General features: G+C 49.0%; 14 protein-coding genes. 5 read left to right on the top strand and 9 right to left on the bottom strand.

What is annotated here, in order from left to right; all coding sequences use genetic code 11:
* Window positions 1-60 precede the first annotated feature (60 nt).
* The 4 genes from GKG34_RS09305 to GKG34_RS09290 all read right to left on the bottom strand — a co-directional run bounded on the left by GKG34_RS09305 (window position 61) and on the right by GKG34_RS09290 (window position 7,649).
* Window positions 61-3,447, bottom strand: a complete 3,387-nt coding sequence (locus GKG34_RS09305) for a DEAD/DEAH box helicase family protein (protein WP_154256074.1) — start codon at window positions 3,445-3,447, stop codon at window positions 61-63.
* A gap of 43 nt (window positions 3,448-3,490) precedes the next feature.
* Window positions 3,491-4,834, bottom strand: a complete 1,344-nt coding sequence (locus GKG34_RS09300; RefSeq protein ID WP_173015242.1) for a DUF4062 domain-containing protein — start codon at window positions 4,832-4,834, stop codon at window positions 3,491-3,493.
* Window positions 4,835-5,028: 194 nt separating this feature from the next.
* A complete protein-coding gene (locus GKG34_RS09295) occupies window positions 5,029-6,117 on the bottom strand; it encodes a restriction endonuclease subunit S (RefSeq protein ID WP_154256072.1) in 1,089 nt (362 codons plus the stop codon).
* Window positions 6,117-7,649, bottom strand: coding sequence for a class I SAM-dependent DNA methyltransferase (locus tag GKG34_RS09290; protein WP_154256071.1), 1,533 nt, complete (start codon window positions 7,647-7,649; stop codon window positions 6,117-6,119). Before GKG34_RS09290 ends, GKG34_RS09295 begins: the two co-directional genes overlap by 1 nt.
* 236 nt (window positions 7,650-7,885) lie before the next feature.
* On the opposite strand from GKG34_RS09290, the gene GKG34_RS09285 reads away from it, so the two are divergent.
* The 3 genes from GKG34_RS09285 to GKG34_RS09275 all read left to right on the top strand — a co-directional run bounded on the left by GKG34_RS09285 (window position 7,886) and on the right by GKG34_RS09275 (window position 11,110).
* Complete coding sequence (locus GKG34_RS09285; protein ID WP_243139236.1) at window positions 7,886-8,149, top strand: hypothetical protein; 264 nt, start codon at window positions 7,886-7,888, stop codon at window positions 8,147-8,149.
* A gap of 466 nt (window positions 8,150-8,615) precedes the next feature.
* The gene (locus GKG34_RS09280; RefSeq protein ID WP_097780442.1) at window positions 8,616-8,864 is read left to right on the top strand and encodes a DUF6061 family protein; all 249 of its coding nucleotides are present in this window, start codon (window positions 8,616-8,618) and stop codon (window positions 8,862-8,864) included.
* 443 nt (window positions 8,865-9,307) lie between these two features.
* Window positions 9,308-11,110: a DUF4365 domain-containing protein gene (locus GKG34_RS09275; protein ID WP_113991776.1), complete on the top strand. Its 1,803-nt coding sequence runs from the start codon at window positions 9,308-9,310 to the stop codon at window positions 11,108-11,110.
* A gap of 54 nt (window positions 11,111-11,164) precedes the next feature.
* Here GKG34_RS09275 and GKG34_RS09270 read toward each other — a convergent pair whose 3' ends face one another.
* Window positions 11,165-11,779 (bottom strand): PBECR4 domain-containing protein, encoded by a 615-nt coding sequence (locus GKG34_RS09270; protein ID WP_242958688.1) that lies wholly within the window; start codon window positions 11,777-11,779, stop codon window positions 11,165-11,167.
* Between the two features lie 280 nt (window positions 11,780-12,059).
* On the opposite strand from GKG34_RS09270, the gene GKG34_RS09265 reads away from it, so the two are divergent.
* Complete coding sequence (locus GKG34_RS09265) at window positions 12,060-12,263, top strand: DUF6061 family protein (RefSeq protein ID WP_097780445.1); 204 nt, start codon at window positions 12,060-12,062, stop codon at window positions 12,261-12,263.
* An 80-nt stretch (window positions 12,264-12,343) separates the two neighbouring features.
* Here the strand turns inward: GKG34_RS09265 and GKG34_RS09260 are convergent, their stop codons facing one another.
* From GKG34_RS09260 to GKG34_RS09245, 4 genes are all read right to left on the bottom strand, one after another.
* Window positions 12,344-14,698 carry an ABC transporter permease gene (locus GKG34_RS09260; protein WP_154256070.1) on the bottom strand — a complete coding sequence of 785 codons (2,355 nt, stop codon included), beginning with the start codon at window positions 14,696-14,698 and terminating at the stop codon, window positions 12,344-12,346.
* Window positions 14,695-15,378, bottom strand: coding sequence for an ABC transporter ATP-binding protein (locus tag GKG34_RS09255; protein WP_097793055.1), 684 nt, complete (start codon window positions 15,376-15,378; stop codon window positions 14,695-14,697). Before GKG34_RS09255 ends, GKG34_RS09260 begins: the two co-directional genes overlap by 4 nt.
* A gap of 101 nt (window positions 15,379-15,479) precedes the next feature.
* On the bottom strand, window positions 15,480-16,517 hold the full coding sequence (locus tag GKG34_RS09250; RefSeq protein ID WP_154256069.1) for a HAMP domain-containing sensor histidine kinase: 1,038 nt from the start codon (window positions 16,515-16,517) through the stop codon (window positions 15,480-15,482).
* Window positions 16,518-16,526: 9 nt separating this feature from the next.
* Window positions 16,527-17,207: a response regulator transcription factor gene (locus GKG34_RS09245; protein ID WP_154256068.1), complete on the bottom strand. Its 681-nt coding sequence runs from the start codon at window positions 17,205-17,207 to the stop codon at window positions 16,527-16,529.
* 456 nt (window positions 17,208-17,663) lie between these two features.
* On the opposite strand from GKG34_RS09245, the gene GKG34_RS09240 reads away from it, so the two are divergent.
* A complete protein-coding gene (locus GKG34_RS09240) occupies window positions 17,664-17,813 on the top strand; it encodes a hypothetical protein (protein WP_154256067.1) in 150 nt (49 codons plus the stop codon).
* Window positions 17,814-17,870: the final 57 nt, after the last annotated feature.

Here is a 17,870-nt window from a genome sequence, read left to right as displayed (position 1 = left end):
AATTCAGTTCAATATCGTTCAAGCGTATTATACCGGTTTTTATCAGTACATTCCACCACTTTATGCAGTCACATGGGTGGCATTCTCTTTCACCGAATTGATCGTATTCATCAGTTCACTGCCTGTTTTGCCATCAAACAGGCGGGTAAACAGGATGGGTTGGTCAAAGGGTGGTTTCATCAGCACCGCTTTGCTTTCCACATAACCGTTCTGCTCGATGTAATGAATGACCTTCTGCACGAACGCGATCTGCTTCGCATTCAGCGATTCGTCATTGATAAATTTTGAAAATGCCTGCATGGCAGCATCGTGGTCCAGCTTTGCCACTTTACGCACCAGCAGACCAAAGGGTGTATCCCGAAACTCCCGTGCATAGTCCTCTTTGCTGCCCAGCTCACAGGTGAAGATATGTTCCAGCTCGGTATAGTCGCCCCGGGAAAGCGGAATGTTCTGGGTCAGCTTGTGGATGGCCAGCGTATCGCTGCGGTGCTCCATGATGTAGCGGTTCACACGTTCCCGGTACTCGCCGAAATCGTAGCCGGAATCCAGCGCTTTGCCCTCGGTCTGTTCCAGTACCGGGTCGGCAAGGGCCGTGTAGACAGGCTTTTGCCCCTCGCCGCCCTCCACCAGAAACTTGATGAGCTCCCGCAGCTCCTGCCGCATTTCCTCAAAGCGGAGCAGATCATGCGAGGTCAAAAATTCGTCTGTCTGCACCTCCCGGATGAGGGGCAGCTTTGCCTGCACCTGCGGGATGGTAGCCTTCCCTTCCAGCAATGCCGCTGTGCTGCGCAGCTGTTTCTGGGCGCGGCTCAGCCCCGGCAGACCTTCCAGTTCACAGAGCAGCAAGCCATACACAAAGTTATCGAACCGCTTGGCGGCCTCGTCCTTATCGTCCAGCGAGATGAGCGGTGCCACCTCTTTCATCAGAGTACCCTTGTCCGTTTCGGTCAGGCTGACAAAGGCTTCCGGCTTTTGATAGTGTTCCACGGCCTGTCGGTGCAGCCGCACGGATACCAGCTCTGGATTCAGCGCTCCCACTTCGGCACGGCAGGTCTCCGTTAAGATCTTGCGCCAGTTCTGGTAACTTTCGTCCGCATAGGCTCCATCCTGCAGCGCGGCGGCGATCCGCACCTGCTTGCAGAAAATGCTCTCGGACAGGCTTTTGGTGTCCGCGCTCTCGTAGCCGTTGGGTTTCTGACGGAAAAATTCAAAGTTGCCGCAGTAGTCAAAAATCAGAAACCGTCGTTTGCCCGTATATTCGCCGTCGATGGCATCCACGCAGGCAAGGGATGGGCAGAGCCGCGTACCACGGCCGATCATCTGCCAGAACTTCGTTTTGCTGCGCACTTTTTTGAAGAACACCAGATTCGCGCACTCCGGCACATCGATGCCCGTGTCCATCATATCAACCGAGACCGCAATAAACGGCGGCTTGCCCGGCTGTTTGAAGTCGTCAATGATGGACTGTGCATAGGCGTCGTCGCAGACCACCCGCTGGATGAATCCCGGGTACTGGGTCTCCAGCTGCGGGTAGAGCTTGCCAAAGCGTTCCCGGATAAACTCCGCGTGGCGCTTGTTCTGGGCAAAGATAATGGTTTTGCCGATGCGGTCGCCGCCTGCCGTCTGGATGCCGCGTTCCATCAGGTCTTGCAGCACCGTGTCCACGGTGTTGGCGTTGAAGATGAACTTGTTCAGCTTTTCGGATGGGATGAAGGTGGGCAGGGTGTCGTCCTCGGCAAAATCGTCCTCGTAGCGGGCCTTATCCTCCGGTGAAAGCTGGTCGTAGTGGATGCCCTCTTCTGTGAATTTCGTCTTGACCTCGTAGTTGTAGTAAGGCACCAGCACATGGTCGGTGTAGACCGCCGTGTCGTAATCGTAGGCGTAGGTGGGGATGCCGTGCTCCATCTCGAAAAAGTCGTAGGTGTTTCGGTCTACATCGGTTTTCGGGGTGGCGGTCAGACCCACCAGAACGGCATCGAAATAATCAAAAATGGCGCGGTATTTCTTGAAAATGCTGCGGTGGCTCTCGTCCACGATGATAAGGTCAAAATGCGCAGGGGAAAACAGCGGCACGCCGTCCTTGGTCTTGGCGTTGTCGATGGCGTTGAGCATGGTGGGATAGGTGGAAAACACGATGCGCGCGGCCTTATCGTCCTTGGAGGAGCATAGATTGCACAACGACTGGTCCGGCAGATACTTTTTGAAGTCGTCCTTTGCCTGCTTGACCAGCGCAGTGCGGTCCGCCAGAAAGAGCACGTTGGTCACATGACCGCCCCGGCTCATCACATCGGTCAGGCTGGATGCGGTGCGGGTCTTGCCTGTGCCCGTTGCCATGACCAGCAGATTGCGCCGGAAGCCCTGCGTAATATGGGCGCAGACAGCCCGGATGGCGTTTTTCTGATAGTAGCGGTCGGTGATTTTATCGTCAATTTCGATGGTGTCCAGCGGTTTTTTCTCGGTGCGGCGGTTCATCAGCTTCTGCAGATCGTCCTTGCAGAACACCCCGCTCACGGCACGCTGCGGGCCGCTCTGCTCATCCCAGAAATAGGTGGTGTAGCCGTTGGTGGTAAACAGCATCGGACGGCGGCCAAACTTCTGCTCCAGACAGTCTGCATAAAGCTGAGCCTGCTTGCGCCCGATGTTGGGGTCTTTGGTGCTGCGCTTGGCTTCAATGACCGCCAGCGGCAAGCCGTCTTTGCCCATCAGCACATAGTCTGCATAACCCTTCTGCCCCAGCACGCCGTTCATGTTGTCCACTTCGTACTCGGTGCGCACATCGGCATCCGGCCCGGTGAATTTCCAGCCCATGGCCTTGAGGTCGATGTCGATGATCTTCTGCCGCGTCTCGGCTTCGGTCAGGTCTGCGGCGGTGAAACTGCGGCTCTGCTGGTTCTGCTGTTTGCTGGCCGTGTACGCCGTCGAAAGGCTTTCCACCTGCTTGCGCAATGCTTCCAGTTCGGCATCCTTCTGGGTCAGCAGGCTTTCCTGCTCCCGGATCTTCTTTTCGTCCAGCGCTACCTTTTCGCCGGGGATGGCTGTTTCATCAAAGGAGCGCTCCACATAGTCCGTGCCGTAGCAGTAATCCACCCATTGGATGAAGTCGAACAGCCCCCGCAGGCTGAACACTGCATCCGCCGCCGACACACTATGCCCTGTATGTACCGCCAGATTGCCCGCCTTCACGATGCTGGGCAGCACGCTCCACACATTGCGGTCCACTGCGAACCGGAAACTCGGCTCGTGCAGCAGGGATTGCAGGTTGTCCTTGTAGGGCATCGTGATGGTTTTATCTGCCGCATACACCCACTTCACCGCCAGCTCCAACGCCTTCCGGCACCCCACCGCGCACATCGCCGGGGAGGTGGAGAACACTTTCTCGGCCTCGATGGCAGAATTGGCGAAGAGGGAATATTCGGGGCGGGTGGAGAGATAGGAGAAGTTGGACATGGGAGGCTCCTTTCGAATTTTTACATTTTAAAAATCAGTTCTCTTAATTACTTTTTGTATAGATTACATATTCACATGTAAGTTCATCGTGATTTGCTCCTCTGGTATCATCGGAAATAGCTATTATTTGAGTAGCCGCATAGTTTCCAAAAATATTTTTCCAAATAATGATATCTCCAATGTTCGGGGTTCTGCATCTAGATGAGAAATCATATTCTCCTGTTAATTTTTCCTTTGATAAAGTACATGGAGCTTTTATTCTTGCTATTGAATCAATATTCGATGGGTCACTATATGCGTGAATACTTCGATTACTTGCCTTGCTCCATTCTGTTGTAAACAAATATTCATCTTTCCCTATTGTGAACTTTCCATCGTTATTTGAATAATCAAATGTAAATGATCCTTGCTCGGCTTCACAAGCATAAACTTTCGTTGTCGAACTCAATGCAACGACATTATTTCCCATTTCCAAGTTTTCTTCTTGAAGTAAATCGGTAGCTCGAACCCATCCAATACCCGGATATTCACGTATCGCAGCATTTACCGCTGTAACAACATTTGCTTTTAAATCTCCTATATCCGAATATCCTTTTACCAGTTTTTTTGCGTTCCTGACTCTATCACGAAATGCCTTGAACTTTTCAATATTAGCATGTTCACATTTTTCATTTGGCAATTTTTCAGGATGCAGATTGACAAACGCCATCACTGGAATGCCTTTCTGCTGTGCATAATTATATTCTTTTTCTGTATATCCTACTCCGTCGTCATCTAAAGAGCCGTATCTCCCGCCGATAATCAAAATATAATAGTCACAATCATCCAGCATTTTCTCGATATATTCCATCTGGCTCATATTACTCGCCGGAAATTGTTCCATTCCAACTGGAATACAATTGTTATCAAGCAGGCACTGAGTTACTGCCGCCCGTTCTTCTTTCAGGTCTTCATATGTAGAACTAATAAATACTTGATATTTCTTTTTCATAATTGTTTTTGCACTTTCCCTCCTCTTCTCAACATTTGGCATAATCATGGACAGTTGTGATTGCTTCAGCTTTTCATTGACGGAGTTCATCGCTTTATCGAAATTTTCGTTCTCAATTTCATCTAGATAAATCTCAAAAATTTCTTTCGTTTTTTCCAATCCATCCCTGCATTTTTGAGTTTTTTCATTCTGATCATCAAAATCAAAATATGGAATAAACTCTGTTCTTTGAAACCGTTTCATTTGCGTGCTTTCCTGTCCATAGCATCTGGACAGAAAAAGTTCAGCGCGTATTTGCCATTCAACAAATTCTTTTGAATCCGCTGTTAAATCTGGCGTTTTCAGAAGCTCATCTATTTTATCTATAAGTGATTTCAACTTAGGATAATAATTCATCTTCATTTACCTCACCCAAAATATTCCTGCATCAGCGCCTTTTTCATCAGTTCCAGCTTTTCAAGGCTCTGCGGCTCACTCCTTCCGTCACGGCTAACGCCGTGCCACCTCCCTCAAAGAGGGAGGCTTTTGCCTTGCGGCCACGTTAAGGCTCCCTCTTTGAGGGGGCTGTCGCCGTCAGGCGACTGGGGGAGTTACCCAAAATATTCTTGCATCAGTGCCTTTTTCATCAATTCCAACTTTTCAAGGCTCTGCTGTACGGTCTGCTTCTGCTGGTCTACACGCTCCGCAAAGGCGGCAAAGTCGTTTTGTAATTCGATTGGTGGCTTTAAAACCGGAAAGTTCTTTATAATTCCGATATTTAGATTGGGCTGGTTTCCACCTTTTGCCATATCACGAAGTTTATCATATGACAGAATCATATATCGCCACAGATAATTTTGATTAAACTGTTCACAAGGCAAAATGCAAGCACACGCTTGATTAGTCGCGCATTCAATAGAGGTATATCCTGTCATACCACGAGTTTTTCCCTGACCATACATTGCAATCAAAACTGTATTCGGAGGTATAATTTTTGCGGACGAGTTATCAAGTCCAGCTTGCGTTATTTTTTCATCAGTATTACAAATGACATTGTTTTGCAATTCCGTTGTTTTCACCCATCGGATACTACCATTGTTCCAAAACTCCGAGACATTTCTATTCGGTGTACCACCACTCACCACAGAAGTGAAACTTTTTACAGGAACATACGGATAAAGAACACTGTTATGCACAACTCCAAACATCTCCACAAACCGCGCCTTTACCAGCCCGTCCAGTTTAGCAAGCTGCTGTTTGCGAAAATTCACAAGCTGTTCAACTTTGCACAGAGTTTGAGCAATTTTGTTTTGCTCTGAAATATTCGGAATTTCTATTGATAATGTTTCTAGCTTGCTCACAGCAAGACCGGGCTGTGCCGCACCTGTTGCATACTGACCCAAATTCATGGCGTTCAGTGCATAATAAAGCCAATGCACATTCATTTCGATTTTTGGTTGTACAACGACTGCGTGCTCTGTTGCATGAAACTTTCCAGAGGCTAAATTAACATTTCCGCACAACGCCCCCTGTCTGCCAATCAACGGAAACTCTCCATCGTGCGTATAATCTGCAACATATCCACGAATGCCATTTCCTCCGAAACAAGGATACAATCCCTTGTTATATTCAGGTGAAATATCATTCGCTGATACGAATTTTCCTGCCTTTAAGAGACAAACCTCTCCCAACTTCGCCATCACACCATCTCCTCCAACTCTGCCAGACCCTTGGTAATCTCCATTTCCAGCTCATGCAGGTCGGCAAGGATTTCCATGGTCGATGGGTACTCCACCGGCACATACTCCGTCTCTTTGTACTTATTGATGGACAAATCGTACCCATTGGCGGCAATTTCTTCTTTGGGCACAAAGAAACTCTGCTCGGTGCGCTTGCGGTCAGTTTCGGCATCGAGGTTCTGAAACCGGGCGATGATGTCCGGGATGTCGTTTTCCTTCACCTCGGTGCGCTTGTCGTCCAGCGAGAAACCGTCGGCTTTCATATCGTAGAACCACACCCTGTCAGTGCCGCCCGCGCCGGTCTTGGTAAACACCAGCACCGCCGTGGACACGCCTGCGTAGGGCTTGAACACGCCGGAGGGCATGGAAATGACCGCCCGCAGCTGGTGGTTTTCTATCAGTTCTTTCCGGATGCTCTGGTGCGCCTTGCTGGAACCGAACAGCACGCCGTCCGGCACGATGCAGGCGCAGCGTCCGCCGGTTTTGAGCATCCGCAGGAAGAGCGCAAGGAACAGAAGCTCCGTCTTTTTGGTGTTGGTGACGGCTTTCAGGTCGTCGTTGATGCTCTCGGCATCCACAGTGCCCTTGAACGGCGGGTTCGCCAGACAGATGGTGTACTTGCTGCAAATGGAGTTTTGCTTCGACACGCTGTCCTTGTAGTCGATCTCCGGGTTCGTGATGGAGTGGAGCATCAGGTTCATGGCCGAAATGCGCAGCATGGTGCGGTCCATGTCAAAGCCGGTGAACATCGGCCCGGCAAAATGCTGCCACTGTTCCGGAGTCATATCGTCCCCATAGTACTTGCGAACATATTTTGCGCTGGACACCAGAAAACCTGCCGTACCGCAGGCCGGGTCACAGATGAAATCGTCCGGCGTGGGCTGCACCAGCTCCACCATCATATCAATGATATGCAGAGGCGTGCGGAACTGGCCGTTCCGACCCGCCGTTGCCAGTTTTCCCAGCATATACTCGTACAGGTCGCCCTGCATATCAAGGTCGGCGATGTCGTGGGTGTAAAGATCTTCCAGCCCGGTGATGATCTTTTGCAGCACCTGCGGCGTGGGGATCAGGAACATGGCATCGTCCATATACCGCGCAAAGGCGGTGTTGCCCTCGTCCGGGCGGGTGGGGTCGTCTGTGATCTCCACCAGTTCGCCGTTTGCGTCAAAGTCCGGCAGACGGCCATACTTCATCTTTTTGATGGCAGGGAACACCCGCTGCTGCATGGTCAGGAAAATTTCGCGGGAATCTTTATCCTTGAAGCGGCTCCACCGCATAGACTGTCCTGCTTCGCTGGCCGGGAAGATGTGCTCCATCTTTTCGCCCGCCATGTTCTCAAAATCTTCGGTGGCAAGCTCTTTCTCGTCCAGTGACCGGATGAACATGAGATAGGTCAGCTGTTCAATGACGGTCAGCGGATTGGTGATGCCTCCTGCCCAGATGTCCGTCCAGATCTTGTCTACCTTATTTTTAATGGCTCCTGTTACCATGCGTTCCTCCTGAATGTTTGCCAATCGCAAACGCTTTGCATCTCGAATTTTTGGTGATAATATCACAATTTTATTATAGCAGTGTACGATTATATTTTCAATGTAGAGCGTTTAGCAGACGTGCTTTCTTGATCGCAAGGCAAGAAATTAGTGGAACGTTAAAACAGCAATTTGCGATATGCAATTCAACGCTATTGCTGTTGCATGAAGAAGTTGAATTGCTATAAAACGGTAAAGTGGATTTTATCTGCGTTACCGTTTTTTCACATCTGGACTCCAACATGCTTTTGTGCTATTCAGCGATTCCATCGCGCAGCCTGCGCTCTGCTTACCAACTGATGATCTCCGGCGGTGATGTGAAAGCCGTACAGGGAACAACACTTGTGCAGGCTGCCCCGGTTGAAGCAGAACCGACCATCTCCGTGTCGGCACTTTTGGAGCTTCTGAAGGACGCAGACCCCTCTGTAAAAGCGCAGTTCCGCTTGGCTTTGCTGACCTGAATTGCAAAAAATAGCACGAATTGCAGAGTAATTCACAGACTTACTCCATCTGACACGAAAAATGCGGACCGTGCAAAAACCGTGCAGAGACCGTGCAAATGGCGTATAAAAAGAAAATCCCACGAGGAATCTTACGATTCTTCGTGGGATTTTGGTGCGCTCGAGGGAACTCGAATCCCTGGCCCTCTGATTAAAAGAATCCAAGGCGCATCATTCGTCAAATTTCAAAAGTTCGAAGAAGCGTTATTTTTATCGTATCATCGCAAAACACGCCTTTGCACACACCGCATTGTCTGCATACAGTGTAATGCTTTGCAACCGTTATCCAGATATTCAGGTGTGCAAAAAGTGTGCAAAAATGTGCAGACGGGCAAAACAAAGCCCAATGGACAAATCAATCACCGGTTTTATGGCAGGGTTTAGGACATCCGAACAGACACCGTTTGATATAGAAATGAGGTTCACCATGAACAAACTGCTTTCCTGCCGCTTCAATATGGACACCAACCGGGTGGAAGCCCGGTTCGAGGATGGCACCACTCTTGCCATCGACTGCATCGCCGTGGAGGACGAGTACGGCAGCACCCCGGCACAGCGGGCAGAGCTGGACTGGCTGCTGTATAATAAGCCCTTGGAGTACGCCCAGCTTGTGCTGGGTGGAGAGATAGAGCGTTATCTGTCGCTTGGCTGCGACCATGGCAGACTGGAAGATTGATTACTTCGAAAGGCCATTGCCATTTGAGTACCAATTGAATATACTATAAACAGGAGAGCGGACGTCACTCCGCTGGTGTGGCTGACACCTAAAATCCGATCTGATGCAAGACGTAAGGGCTTGAGGCTGGCGGGCAGCGATAAAACCCGAAAGCGATGCAGGACATAGGAGCCTGAGGTTGGCGGACAACGATAAAATCAGTCACAAGGGACATCGGACAGCACCACGGTGTTGTAGATGCCCCTTTTATTTCTGCTCAACTCGCTACCGATAGCAGACCTATTCCATTATCTTCCATAAATTCAGTTTTTGTCAAGACTATCACAATTTCAAGATTTTTCAGATGTTTTGTTAATTTTTCTGATTTTAGGTGTATAATCAGTACAAACAAGAAACTGCACTCTCATGCATATTTCTGCAATCACCTTATCTGGAGGTCTAATATGGATTCTGAAAAGATTGCTACAAATCATGTTGAACTTGCCATAAGCAAAACGGGTCACTTGGTTTCTCACATCAATTCCAATGATAAAGAGCCCTCATGGGATGGAGATGTAGAAGTCTATAAAAAGTCCGGCCACGTTCATGCAAAAGCTGACTTGATTTTAAAAGTACCTGTTCAGGTCAAAGGTCATATTAAACCAAATCTAAAGAAAAAGAGCATAAAGTATTCTATCCAATATTCTGATTTAAGAAACTATCTTTATGTTGGAGGAACCATCTTTTTTGTCGTGTATTTCGATAAGGAAGATGAGCATTATACTATATACTATGTTGGACTTCTTCCGTTCGACCTCAAAAAAATGCTCAAGGACTATAAAGGAGATTTCTCTAAATGCAAAAGCATTGAATTAAAAGTTTTTCCGACCAAAAAAGAAGATATCGATGATATCTTCCTTAATTTCGCGCATCACATGAATAGGCAACGCGCCGCTATCAATAGCGCGCTCTTATCCTTCGATTCAGACTTACCCACCAACACTATTTCTCTAGGCTATTCTACTAGTGCAGCAAAACATTACGATTTGCCCCTTGATTATTTTTTTGACCACGAAACTTACATTTATGCTGTTCTCCCTCAAAAAGTCGAACTGCCCATTGCTCATCTTGACCGTATTGAGTTATTTTCGTTTACACGAGATGCTCCTATCAGCATTGATTCTAAAGTTTATTTTGAGAGTTATACTGTCACACGTTCTAAATCATCTACGGTCATTCGTTTTGGTAAGGGAATACAGATGAGTTTCAGTACAGCGCAATCCTTGCCTACAAAATTCAATTTTACTTTATCCGGAACACTATCAGAGCGTATCAAAGATGCAGAGTTTATGGTTGCTGCCCTTTCTGCCCATCACTATGAAATCAATGGTGGAAAAATCGCTTTCAGTGAAGCTGATTGTGCCAATCTTCCTACACTTCAAAAAAAGCTTTCCTTTCTTCTAGATGTGAAAAAGACGCTAGAGGCAGTTCATGCAACAGCCGACCTCGACTGTTCTTCCCTTTCTGTCACAGACAATACTAATCTTAGCATCTTGAGAGCTGCACTAATCGACAAAGAACCAATCAAGATGTGTTCAAGCCAATCGCTTCTTCGAAGCTGCCATATTGCTAATCTAGAACTTCTTTTATGGGTTGTTCCGACTGAAGAAAATAGTGAATACCATAACATCTATGATTTTAACTATGTACCACTGATATATCGCGAGTTTGACAAAAATGATAAAGAATATCCATCCACTCACTTCGTCATGTTAAATAAAGATGCAATGTTGAAGTACTGCAATATCGACTATAACGCGCTACTTGATGCCGTTCAGCACGTTCCTTTTTCCGAAGATTATTCTCATTCGCTCAATGCACTTCTTCTTGAAATGCTTAAAGCATACGATGAAAGTAAAAATAGTCGCATTGAGCTACTATCCACTGCGACTACCCTCGCGCTTTGGATTAAGGATTCTGATCCATATACAGAGCATCCGATTGCTATTCTCAACTATCTTCAGTCCGTCAAACGCTCTCGCATATTGACTTCGACTGAACAAGCCGAAATTCTTTCTCTTATTGAAGTAGCCCAAGACAATGAGTCTATTTACGTTGGTGCATATCTACTATTAGATAATCCTGTTGCGGCTAAAATTCACTTTGATAAGCTACCTGAAGAATCACAGAAGTTCTTTGAATCTTGTCCCATCTATCATTTTATGCCAAATGGACAACCTACCATTTCTGCTCTGACAGAAGGGTAACAAGTGATGCCCACCCGCCCATGGTTTTTCCATGAGTGAGTGGGCATCGTTTTGTTAATCGAGATTTTTCGGCAAGCGGTCATACAGAACCACCGTGTCTTGCGTTTCGATATGTACACGCTCTTTCTTCAGGAGCGTTCGAGAACGTTGGTTTGCACGGTAGTCACGGCCGCTTTCTTCAAAAGCAGAACAACACAGAAAGTCACATACCGCATTGCCGGAGGGAGATTCCCGGATAATGAACACAAAGGCAGTTGGTTCGATCTGGCTGGAAATCAGGTAGTCCGCTTTGATTTTGGTCACGAACGGATAGAACTGGGGCATATAGGAAAACAAATCAAACTCCTGTTCCAGTATTTCTTTCAACCGCACCAGTGCCAGCAGACGCGGTTTCACATACTCCTGATAGAGTGTACCCTTCTTTACCTTGTCGTAGGTGATCTTGCCGGATAGAATCATATCCACTGTTTTGCGCGGGCTATACCGGGGAAGGGCAATATCTTTCAGGTAGTGGAACCCAGCAAGGTGAGGGAAGTCCTCTGGTGAAAATGTCAGCTTGATCTCGTGCAGTTCACCCTTATAGCCGTAGGTGAAAACATAGTGGTACTCAGTCAGTTCTTTCCAGACTTCTGCTGCCCGATACAAAATATCTTGCTGTTCGTCCTGCACATTTTCACCTTCCCTCAAAAAAATAGAAGCCCTGCCGAAAGGCAAGGCTCCTATTAAGCGTTTTCTTTCGATTCATCGAATCTATTCGGCTTGTGGTTATCGCTCAACCCACGGTCTGGCTCCACAATCGGCTGATACCGAACCAGTCCACTGCTTCATCGCCACCGATAGCTGGTCAATGCCGCTATCCTCTAGCTTTATTATACCACAAAAGGACGTAAGTTCAAGTGCTTAAATTTAAAAGCACTCAATCATATTATATGCTAAAGGGGTTTGGCCATTGCAATGTTTGCAAACGTCATACACCACCCTTGCCATCGACTGCATCGCCGTCGAGGATGAGTACGGCAACACTCCGGCACAGCGGGCAGAGCTGGACTGGCTGCTCTACAACAAGCCCTTGGAGTACGCTCAGCTTGTGCTGGGTGGAGGGACGGAGCATTATCTTTCCCTTGGCTGTGACCACGGCAGACCGGAAGATTAAGCCCTTATCCCTTATAAAGAACACGATGCCCACCGACCTATGGTTTTCGCCATAAGCTGGTGGGCATCTGTTGTTCTGGCTTATAATTCACTGATGGTTGCAGTAATGGGCTGCATGAGGATTCGCCTGACCGGGGTATATACTGCCAGCACCACAGCCGCCAGCACGACTGCGACAATCACGGCAAGACAGCCCCACGGCACCTGCCACGCTGCACCGAAATAATGGGTGATGAGCCGGGTATACAGCATCCGGTTCAGCACAAGACCCAGTGCAATGCCCACCACAAGACCAGACACCGCATAGGTGCCAGCTTCGGCAGAGATCATGCGTTTCAGCTGTGCATCATCCATCCCGATGGCACGCAGGATGCCATACTGCTTCATTCGTGCCGACACGCTCATGGAAATGCTGTTGATGATGTTCAGAATGGTGATTCCTGCAATCACGATGAGAAACGCATAGACCACCAGATGGAACGCCCAGTAGGTGCTTTGTATCATCCGATTTCCTTCGATTCGATTGGAAAAAACAACCTGCTTGTTTAACGTGTCGCTCAGCAGGGTGTGTATTTGTGCAATGGCTGCGTCTGCTGTGGTATCTTTTAGTTGAATATCGATCACCGCATAGCGGTTTTGCCCGGTCAGCTGATGGAAGGTTTCTTCGGTGCAGATAACAATCGGGGAATCGGTACTACTGAACGGGCTGTCGTTCAATACACCCACGACTGTGAGCTTTGCATCCTCCAGCTGGATGGTATCACCCACGGTCAGGGAGTTGCTTTTGTCGAATACCGTCAGCACAGGATATGTGCCATCCTCCGGCTCCTGCGGAAGGGTTCCGCCAATCAGGTCTTTTTTCGCCCAGCCAAACTGTATCGTATCGTATGAAATCAGGTCGATGGACCCCTGTTTTCCCTGATATTCCGCCGGGAGGGGGCAATACATCCGCCCGAATGCGTGTTTGACTTCCGGCAGAGCTTCCAGCTGCTCCACCAGCACCGGGTCAAGGACATTTTGCCCGGATGTTTCAGCCACCGATAAGTCCGGTGCATAGGACTGCAACGGATTCAGCGCAAATCCAACCCATCGAAGCAAAACCGAAAAGCTCAAAAACAGGAGAATGCTTAACGCAAAGGAACCTGTCATCAGAAGCAAGTTCTTTTTGGACGAGGTTGCATGACTCACGCCCAAAGAAAGCTCTGCACGACTTCCAAACAACCGAGCATGACACGGAGAATCCGCTGCATTCTCCACCGCATTCCCAGTTGCTGCTGTGATCGGAGAAGCTTTTGCCGCCCGCCGTGCCGGAGAAGATGCCGCGAACCAAACCGTGATAAGTCCCAGCGCGGAACCACAGATAATACCGACCGGGCTGATGCCAAGCACTGGTAAAGAGCTGAACTCCTCGCCGATAAATCCACGCAGAAAGGAACACAATCCCCATGTGGAAACGATTCCCAGCGCACATCCTGCTGGAACAGCAGTTTTACACCAGAAAAGAGCTTCCAGCCGGACAAGCATCCGAACCTGATTTTTTTCTGCCCCAAGACAGCGCAGCATTCCATAATAGCTGGTACGCTGAGCTACATTGCTGTTGATGCTGCCTGTGATCATAAAAATTCCGGCAAGGACGACCATGCCAGCCAACACAGCCGCTACCGCATATAAGCCTACAATATAATCGTTGTTGCTGCTTGCGTTCAACGCCATCAGGTAAGTATTTTCGGAGATTTTTTCTTCTGAAATTCCGTACTTGTTTTCGATGTTCACAATGGACTGCCGCAAATTGGTACGTGGCTTGAACTGGATGAAATACTGTGTTTCAAAGGATTCTTCTCCCTGTGCGGCAATCTGAGAAAATGTACTGCGGTTCATCACCAGCACAACAGCATCATACTGGTTCGCATCGGAGGTATCCTCATTGAAACCTGCGACAGTAAGCGAAATGGTCTGTCCATCCGGGAGCGTCAGCGGAATCGCTGTACCGACCGTGACATCCAGCCAATCCCGGATGTTTGCTGTCACGAGCACTTCGCCATCCGCCGGGGCAGTGCTACACTGCATTCCCGGAAAGATTTGAAGGATCGCATCATCTGCTCCTACCAGTGCGGCACGTTTATCTCCGGCAAAGTAGTTTTCCGTAAGGGAAGCGTTGATGTCGCTATACGCCGAAAATGCAGCAACATCCTCCTGTGCGGCAAGCTCTGCGGCTGTTTCAGGGGAGATGTCCTTTACCATGATATGCCAGTTTCCGTTTTTGTTCAGCTGGTTTGAGGTTTCCATACGAATCGCCATATCTGCCATACTGAACACCGCCGTGACCAGAAACACCGCAAGGACGATGCACAAAATCGTCATGCGGTTCTGCCGTCTGCGTACCTTGGCAGAAATCGGGATCAGGCTCAGATAGCTTTTCATTTCTGTACTTCTCATTCCCGGCACCTCCCAAAATCGGTCAGGCAGCCGTCCGATACCTGCAACACCCGGTCTGCCGTCTGCGCAATGCTGCGGTTGTGGGTGATCATCAGGATGGTCTGCTCGTATTTCCGGGATGTTTCTTTTAGCAGGGCAATGACCTCGCTGCTGTTCTGGGTGTCCAGATTGCCGGTCGGCTCATCCGCCAAAATCAGGGAAGGGCGGGTCATCAGGGCGCGGCCGATGGCTACCCGTTGCTGCTGCCCACCGGAAAGCTGGCTTGGCAGATGCTTTCGACGGTCTTTCAGATTCAGCACGGTCAGCAGCTCTTCCAGATATGCCCTGTCCGGCTTTTGGTAGTCCAGCAGCACCGGGAACAGGATGTTCTGTTCTACGGTCAGTTCCGGGATGAGGTTGAATGCCTGAAAGATAAAACCGATATTGCGGCGGCGGAAGATCGTCAGCTCCCGGTCTTTCATGGCAAAAACATCCTTGCCATCAATCAGCACCTTGCCGGAAGTCGGCGTATCCAGTCCGCCAATCAGATTGAGCAGGGTGCTTTTGCCGGAGCCGGATTCGCCAACGACCGCCACATATTCGCCTTTCGGCACTGAAAAGCTAACATCTTTCAGCGCATGGACAGCAGTTTCTCCGCTGCCGTAGGTCTTGCAGAGATGGTTGACTTCTAATAGTTCCATAGTGTATCCCTCACTTTGCAGGTTCCTTCGATTCAGACGGATTATCTCTGTCTGTGCAGAAAAGGATAACACGTCAACCTTACTGCAAGCCTACACGCAGCCTACAATTTTGTAGGAATCGGAAAATTCAGAGTAAAGGTCGTGCCCTTTCCCAGCTCGCTGTCTACTTCAATGGTGCCGTGATGGGCTTCCACAACGGCTTTTGCCAACGGAAGACCCAGCCCGATGCCCTGTGTATCCTGTGAAAAGCGGCTGCGATAAAACCGTTTGAAGATATGGTACAAATCTTCCGGGTGGATACCGCTGCCGTTGTCGCGCACTTTGATCTGAACCATGGACGGCAGTGCATTCCACTCTACCTGAATCGTATCTCCGCTCTTTGTGTGGTCAAGGGCATTCTTTACAAGATTGTCCACAGCTTCCTGCATCCAGTCACGGTCGCACCAAAGTGTAACCGCCTCTGAGCCGGACAGAACAAGCTTTTTCTGTTCCTGCTCTGCACGATAGCTATACTGCCGCGCGATATCCTGCACCATTTCAGCAACATTTTCGTTTTTCTTCTCCAAGACGACCGAACCGGCATCCAGCCGGGTGATTTTGAGCAGATTCTGCACCAGCGTTTCGATGCGGTCCAACTCCTGTTCGGACAGGTCTGCAAACTCTTTGACCTCCGACGGCGAAACAGCTTCGTCCTGAAGCAGACCGTTGTAGATATTCAACGCCGCCAGCGGTGTTTTGAGCTGGTGCGAAATATCTGCAATGGTATTTTTCAAAAAACGCTTCTCCCGTTGCTCGTTGTCTGCGTGTGCGCTCAGAACTGCCGCCAATGCATTAACGGAGTGAAACAGACGGTAAAGTTCTCCCTCCCGGTCGCAGCCCAGTCGTGCATCCGGGTTGCCATCCAGACAGCTTTGGATTTGCTGGACTGCCTGTTCCAGAAGCGCGCTCTGCCTTTGGAAATAGCGAAAAAGCACACCCCAGAGACAGCCGCCCAGCAGAAGAAAAACCAACAGTAACACGAAAGAAAACACATGCGTCGTATGCCATACGATGCCCTGCGTGAGAGCCAATGCCACCGCCCAGACCGCCAGCACGGCTTGGAACAAATTTCGGATCTCCTGGTTTGCGAATACTTTCATACGGCACCTTTACCCATTCCATTTATAGCCCATGCCGCGGACAGTCAGCAACATCTGCGGTTTGCCGGGGTCGTCCTCGATCTTCATCCGCAGCCGCCGGATGTACACTGTTAAGGCACTGCTGTCAATGTAATCCCCATCGCAGTCCCACAGTGCATCCAGAATTTGTTCCTTGGATAGCACGGCATTCGGATGCTGCATAAAGAAGCAGAGCAGCTTGTACTCTGCGCCGGTCAGTTCCAGCAATGCTCCGTTTTTGTATGTCTGCCCCTGCAACAGCCGAACGGTGATGCTGCCCGATTCCAGTACGGGTTCTCCTGCGCTGGACGCATTTGCACGGCGAAGCAGTGCATTGACCCGCGACAACAGGACACCCAGCTTGAACGGCTTGGTCAGGTAATCATCCCCGCCCAGTTCCAGTCCCATGATGATATTCATTTCCTCATCCGAAGCGGTCAGGAACAGAATCGGCACGTTGGATGTGCGCCGCACCTTCTGGCAGAAATCGAAGCCAGAGCCATCCGGCAGAGAAACATCCAGCACCAGCAGGTCATATTTTCTGTCTGACCACAGCACCTCGGCTTCTGCCAGCGTCCGGGCTGTATCCAGTGCAAAGCCCTGTTTCTTGAATGCAAAAGTCAGCCCACTGATCAGGCTCAGATCATCTTCCAAAAGGAACAGTTTTCTCATGATTCCCTCTCTTTTCCGCGTTTTGTGTGTCCTACAGGTTCAAAAGCATTATAAGTTTTTTCTGCGAACATTACAATGTGCGAAACGGAAATTGTTTCTTGCCGTGTGTTAAATATAAGTCCTACTATCACTGCTTTACTGCAATAAAATTTGCAAAACCATCTTGACGTGCCTTGCAATCCATGATACCCTTTATCGCAAATCCCACCAATTTTGTAGAAAAGTACAGAGCGGCGAGGATTTATTCCCCATGAAGATTTTTACCGTCCCGCAACACACCCGATTCATTTTGCCGCCGATTCACCCGACAAAATCCATCGCTGCGCTGCGTGGGCGGTATTTTTCTTTTTCACAAATAAAATCTTATGTAGTTGTTCAATCTTCCAAAATTTGTTTTTAGTTGTTGACTGTACAACCGTAAAGTGTTATTCTTGTGCTTGAAAGAAGCAGGTTGTAGTGTCCGCACTGCGTCCGGCTTTCTTCATACTGTACCTTGAATCTTACATAAGCCGTCTGAACGAGATACTGCGCCATGACCTCACGCTTTCTGTGGGCGAGCCGGACAACGCCGCTGCAAAACAGGGGCAGGAACTGCGTTCGGTGTGAACGGTGACCATGAGCAGGAGCTTTGCCTTTTCACATGTTTTGCTCTGCAAAATCTTC

The organism is Faecalibacterium sp. BIOML-A4, from assembly GCF_009679665.1.
Taxonomy (GTDB): domain Bacteria; phylum Bacillota; class Clostridia; order Oscillospirales; family Ruminococcaceae; genus Faecalibacterium; species Faecalibacterium taiwanense.
Note: the sequence above shows the minus strand (reverse complement) of the source record. Positions and strands in the feature narration are given on the sequence as shown.

What these genes read in the sequence shown, in the direction of transcription:
- GKG34_RS09305 (WP_154256074.1), bottom strand. Translation starts at nt 3,447, where the DNA reads ATGTCCAACTTCTCCTATCTCTCCACCCGCCCCGAATATTCCCTCTTC.
- GKG34_RS09300 (WP_173015242.1), bottom strand. Translation starts at nt 4,834, where the DNA reads ATGAATTATTATCCTAAGTTGAAATCACTTATAGATAAAATAGATGAG.
- GKG34_RS09295 (WP_154256072.1), bottom strand. Translation starts at nt 6,117, where the DNA reads ATGGCGAAGTTGGGAGAGGTTTGTCTCTTAAAGGCAGGAAAATTCGTA.
- GKG34_RS09290 (WP_154256071.1), bottom strand. Translation starts at nt 7,649, where the DNA reads ATGGTAACAGGAGCCATTAAAAATAAGGTAGACAAGATCTGGACGGAC.
- GKG34_RS09280 (WP_097780442.1), top strand. Translation starts at nt 8,616, where the DNA reads ATGAACAAACTGCTTTCCTGCCGCTTCAATATGGACACCAACCGGGTG.
- GKG34_RS09275 (WP_113991776.1), top strand. Translation starts at nt 9,308, where the DNA reads ATGGATTCTGAAAAGATTGCTACAAATCATGTTGAACTTGCCATAAGC.
- GKG34_RS09260 (WP_154256070.1), bottom strand. Translation starts at nt 14,698, where the DNA reads ATGAGAAGTACAGAAATGAAAAGCTATCTGAGCCTGATCCCGATTTCT.
- GKG34_RS09255 (WP_097793055.1), bottom strand. Translation starts at nt 15,378, where the DNA reads ATGGAACTATTAGAAGTCAACCATCTCTGCAAGACCTACGGCAGCGGA.
- GKG34_RS09250 (WP_154256069.1), bottom strand. Translation starts at nt 16,517, where the DNA reads ATGAAAGTATTCGCAAACCAGGAGATCCGAAATTTGTTCCAAGCCGTG.
- GKG34_RS09245 (WP_154256068.1), bottom strand. Translation starts at nt 17,207, where the DNA reads ATGAGAAAACTGTTCCTTTTGGAAGATGATCTGAGCCTGATCAGTGGG.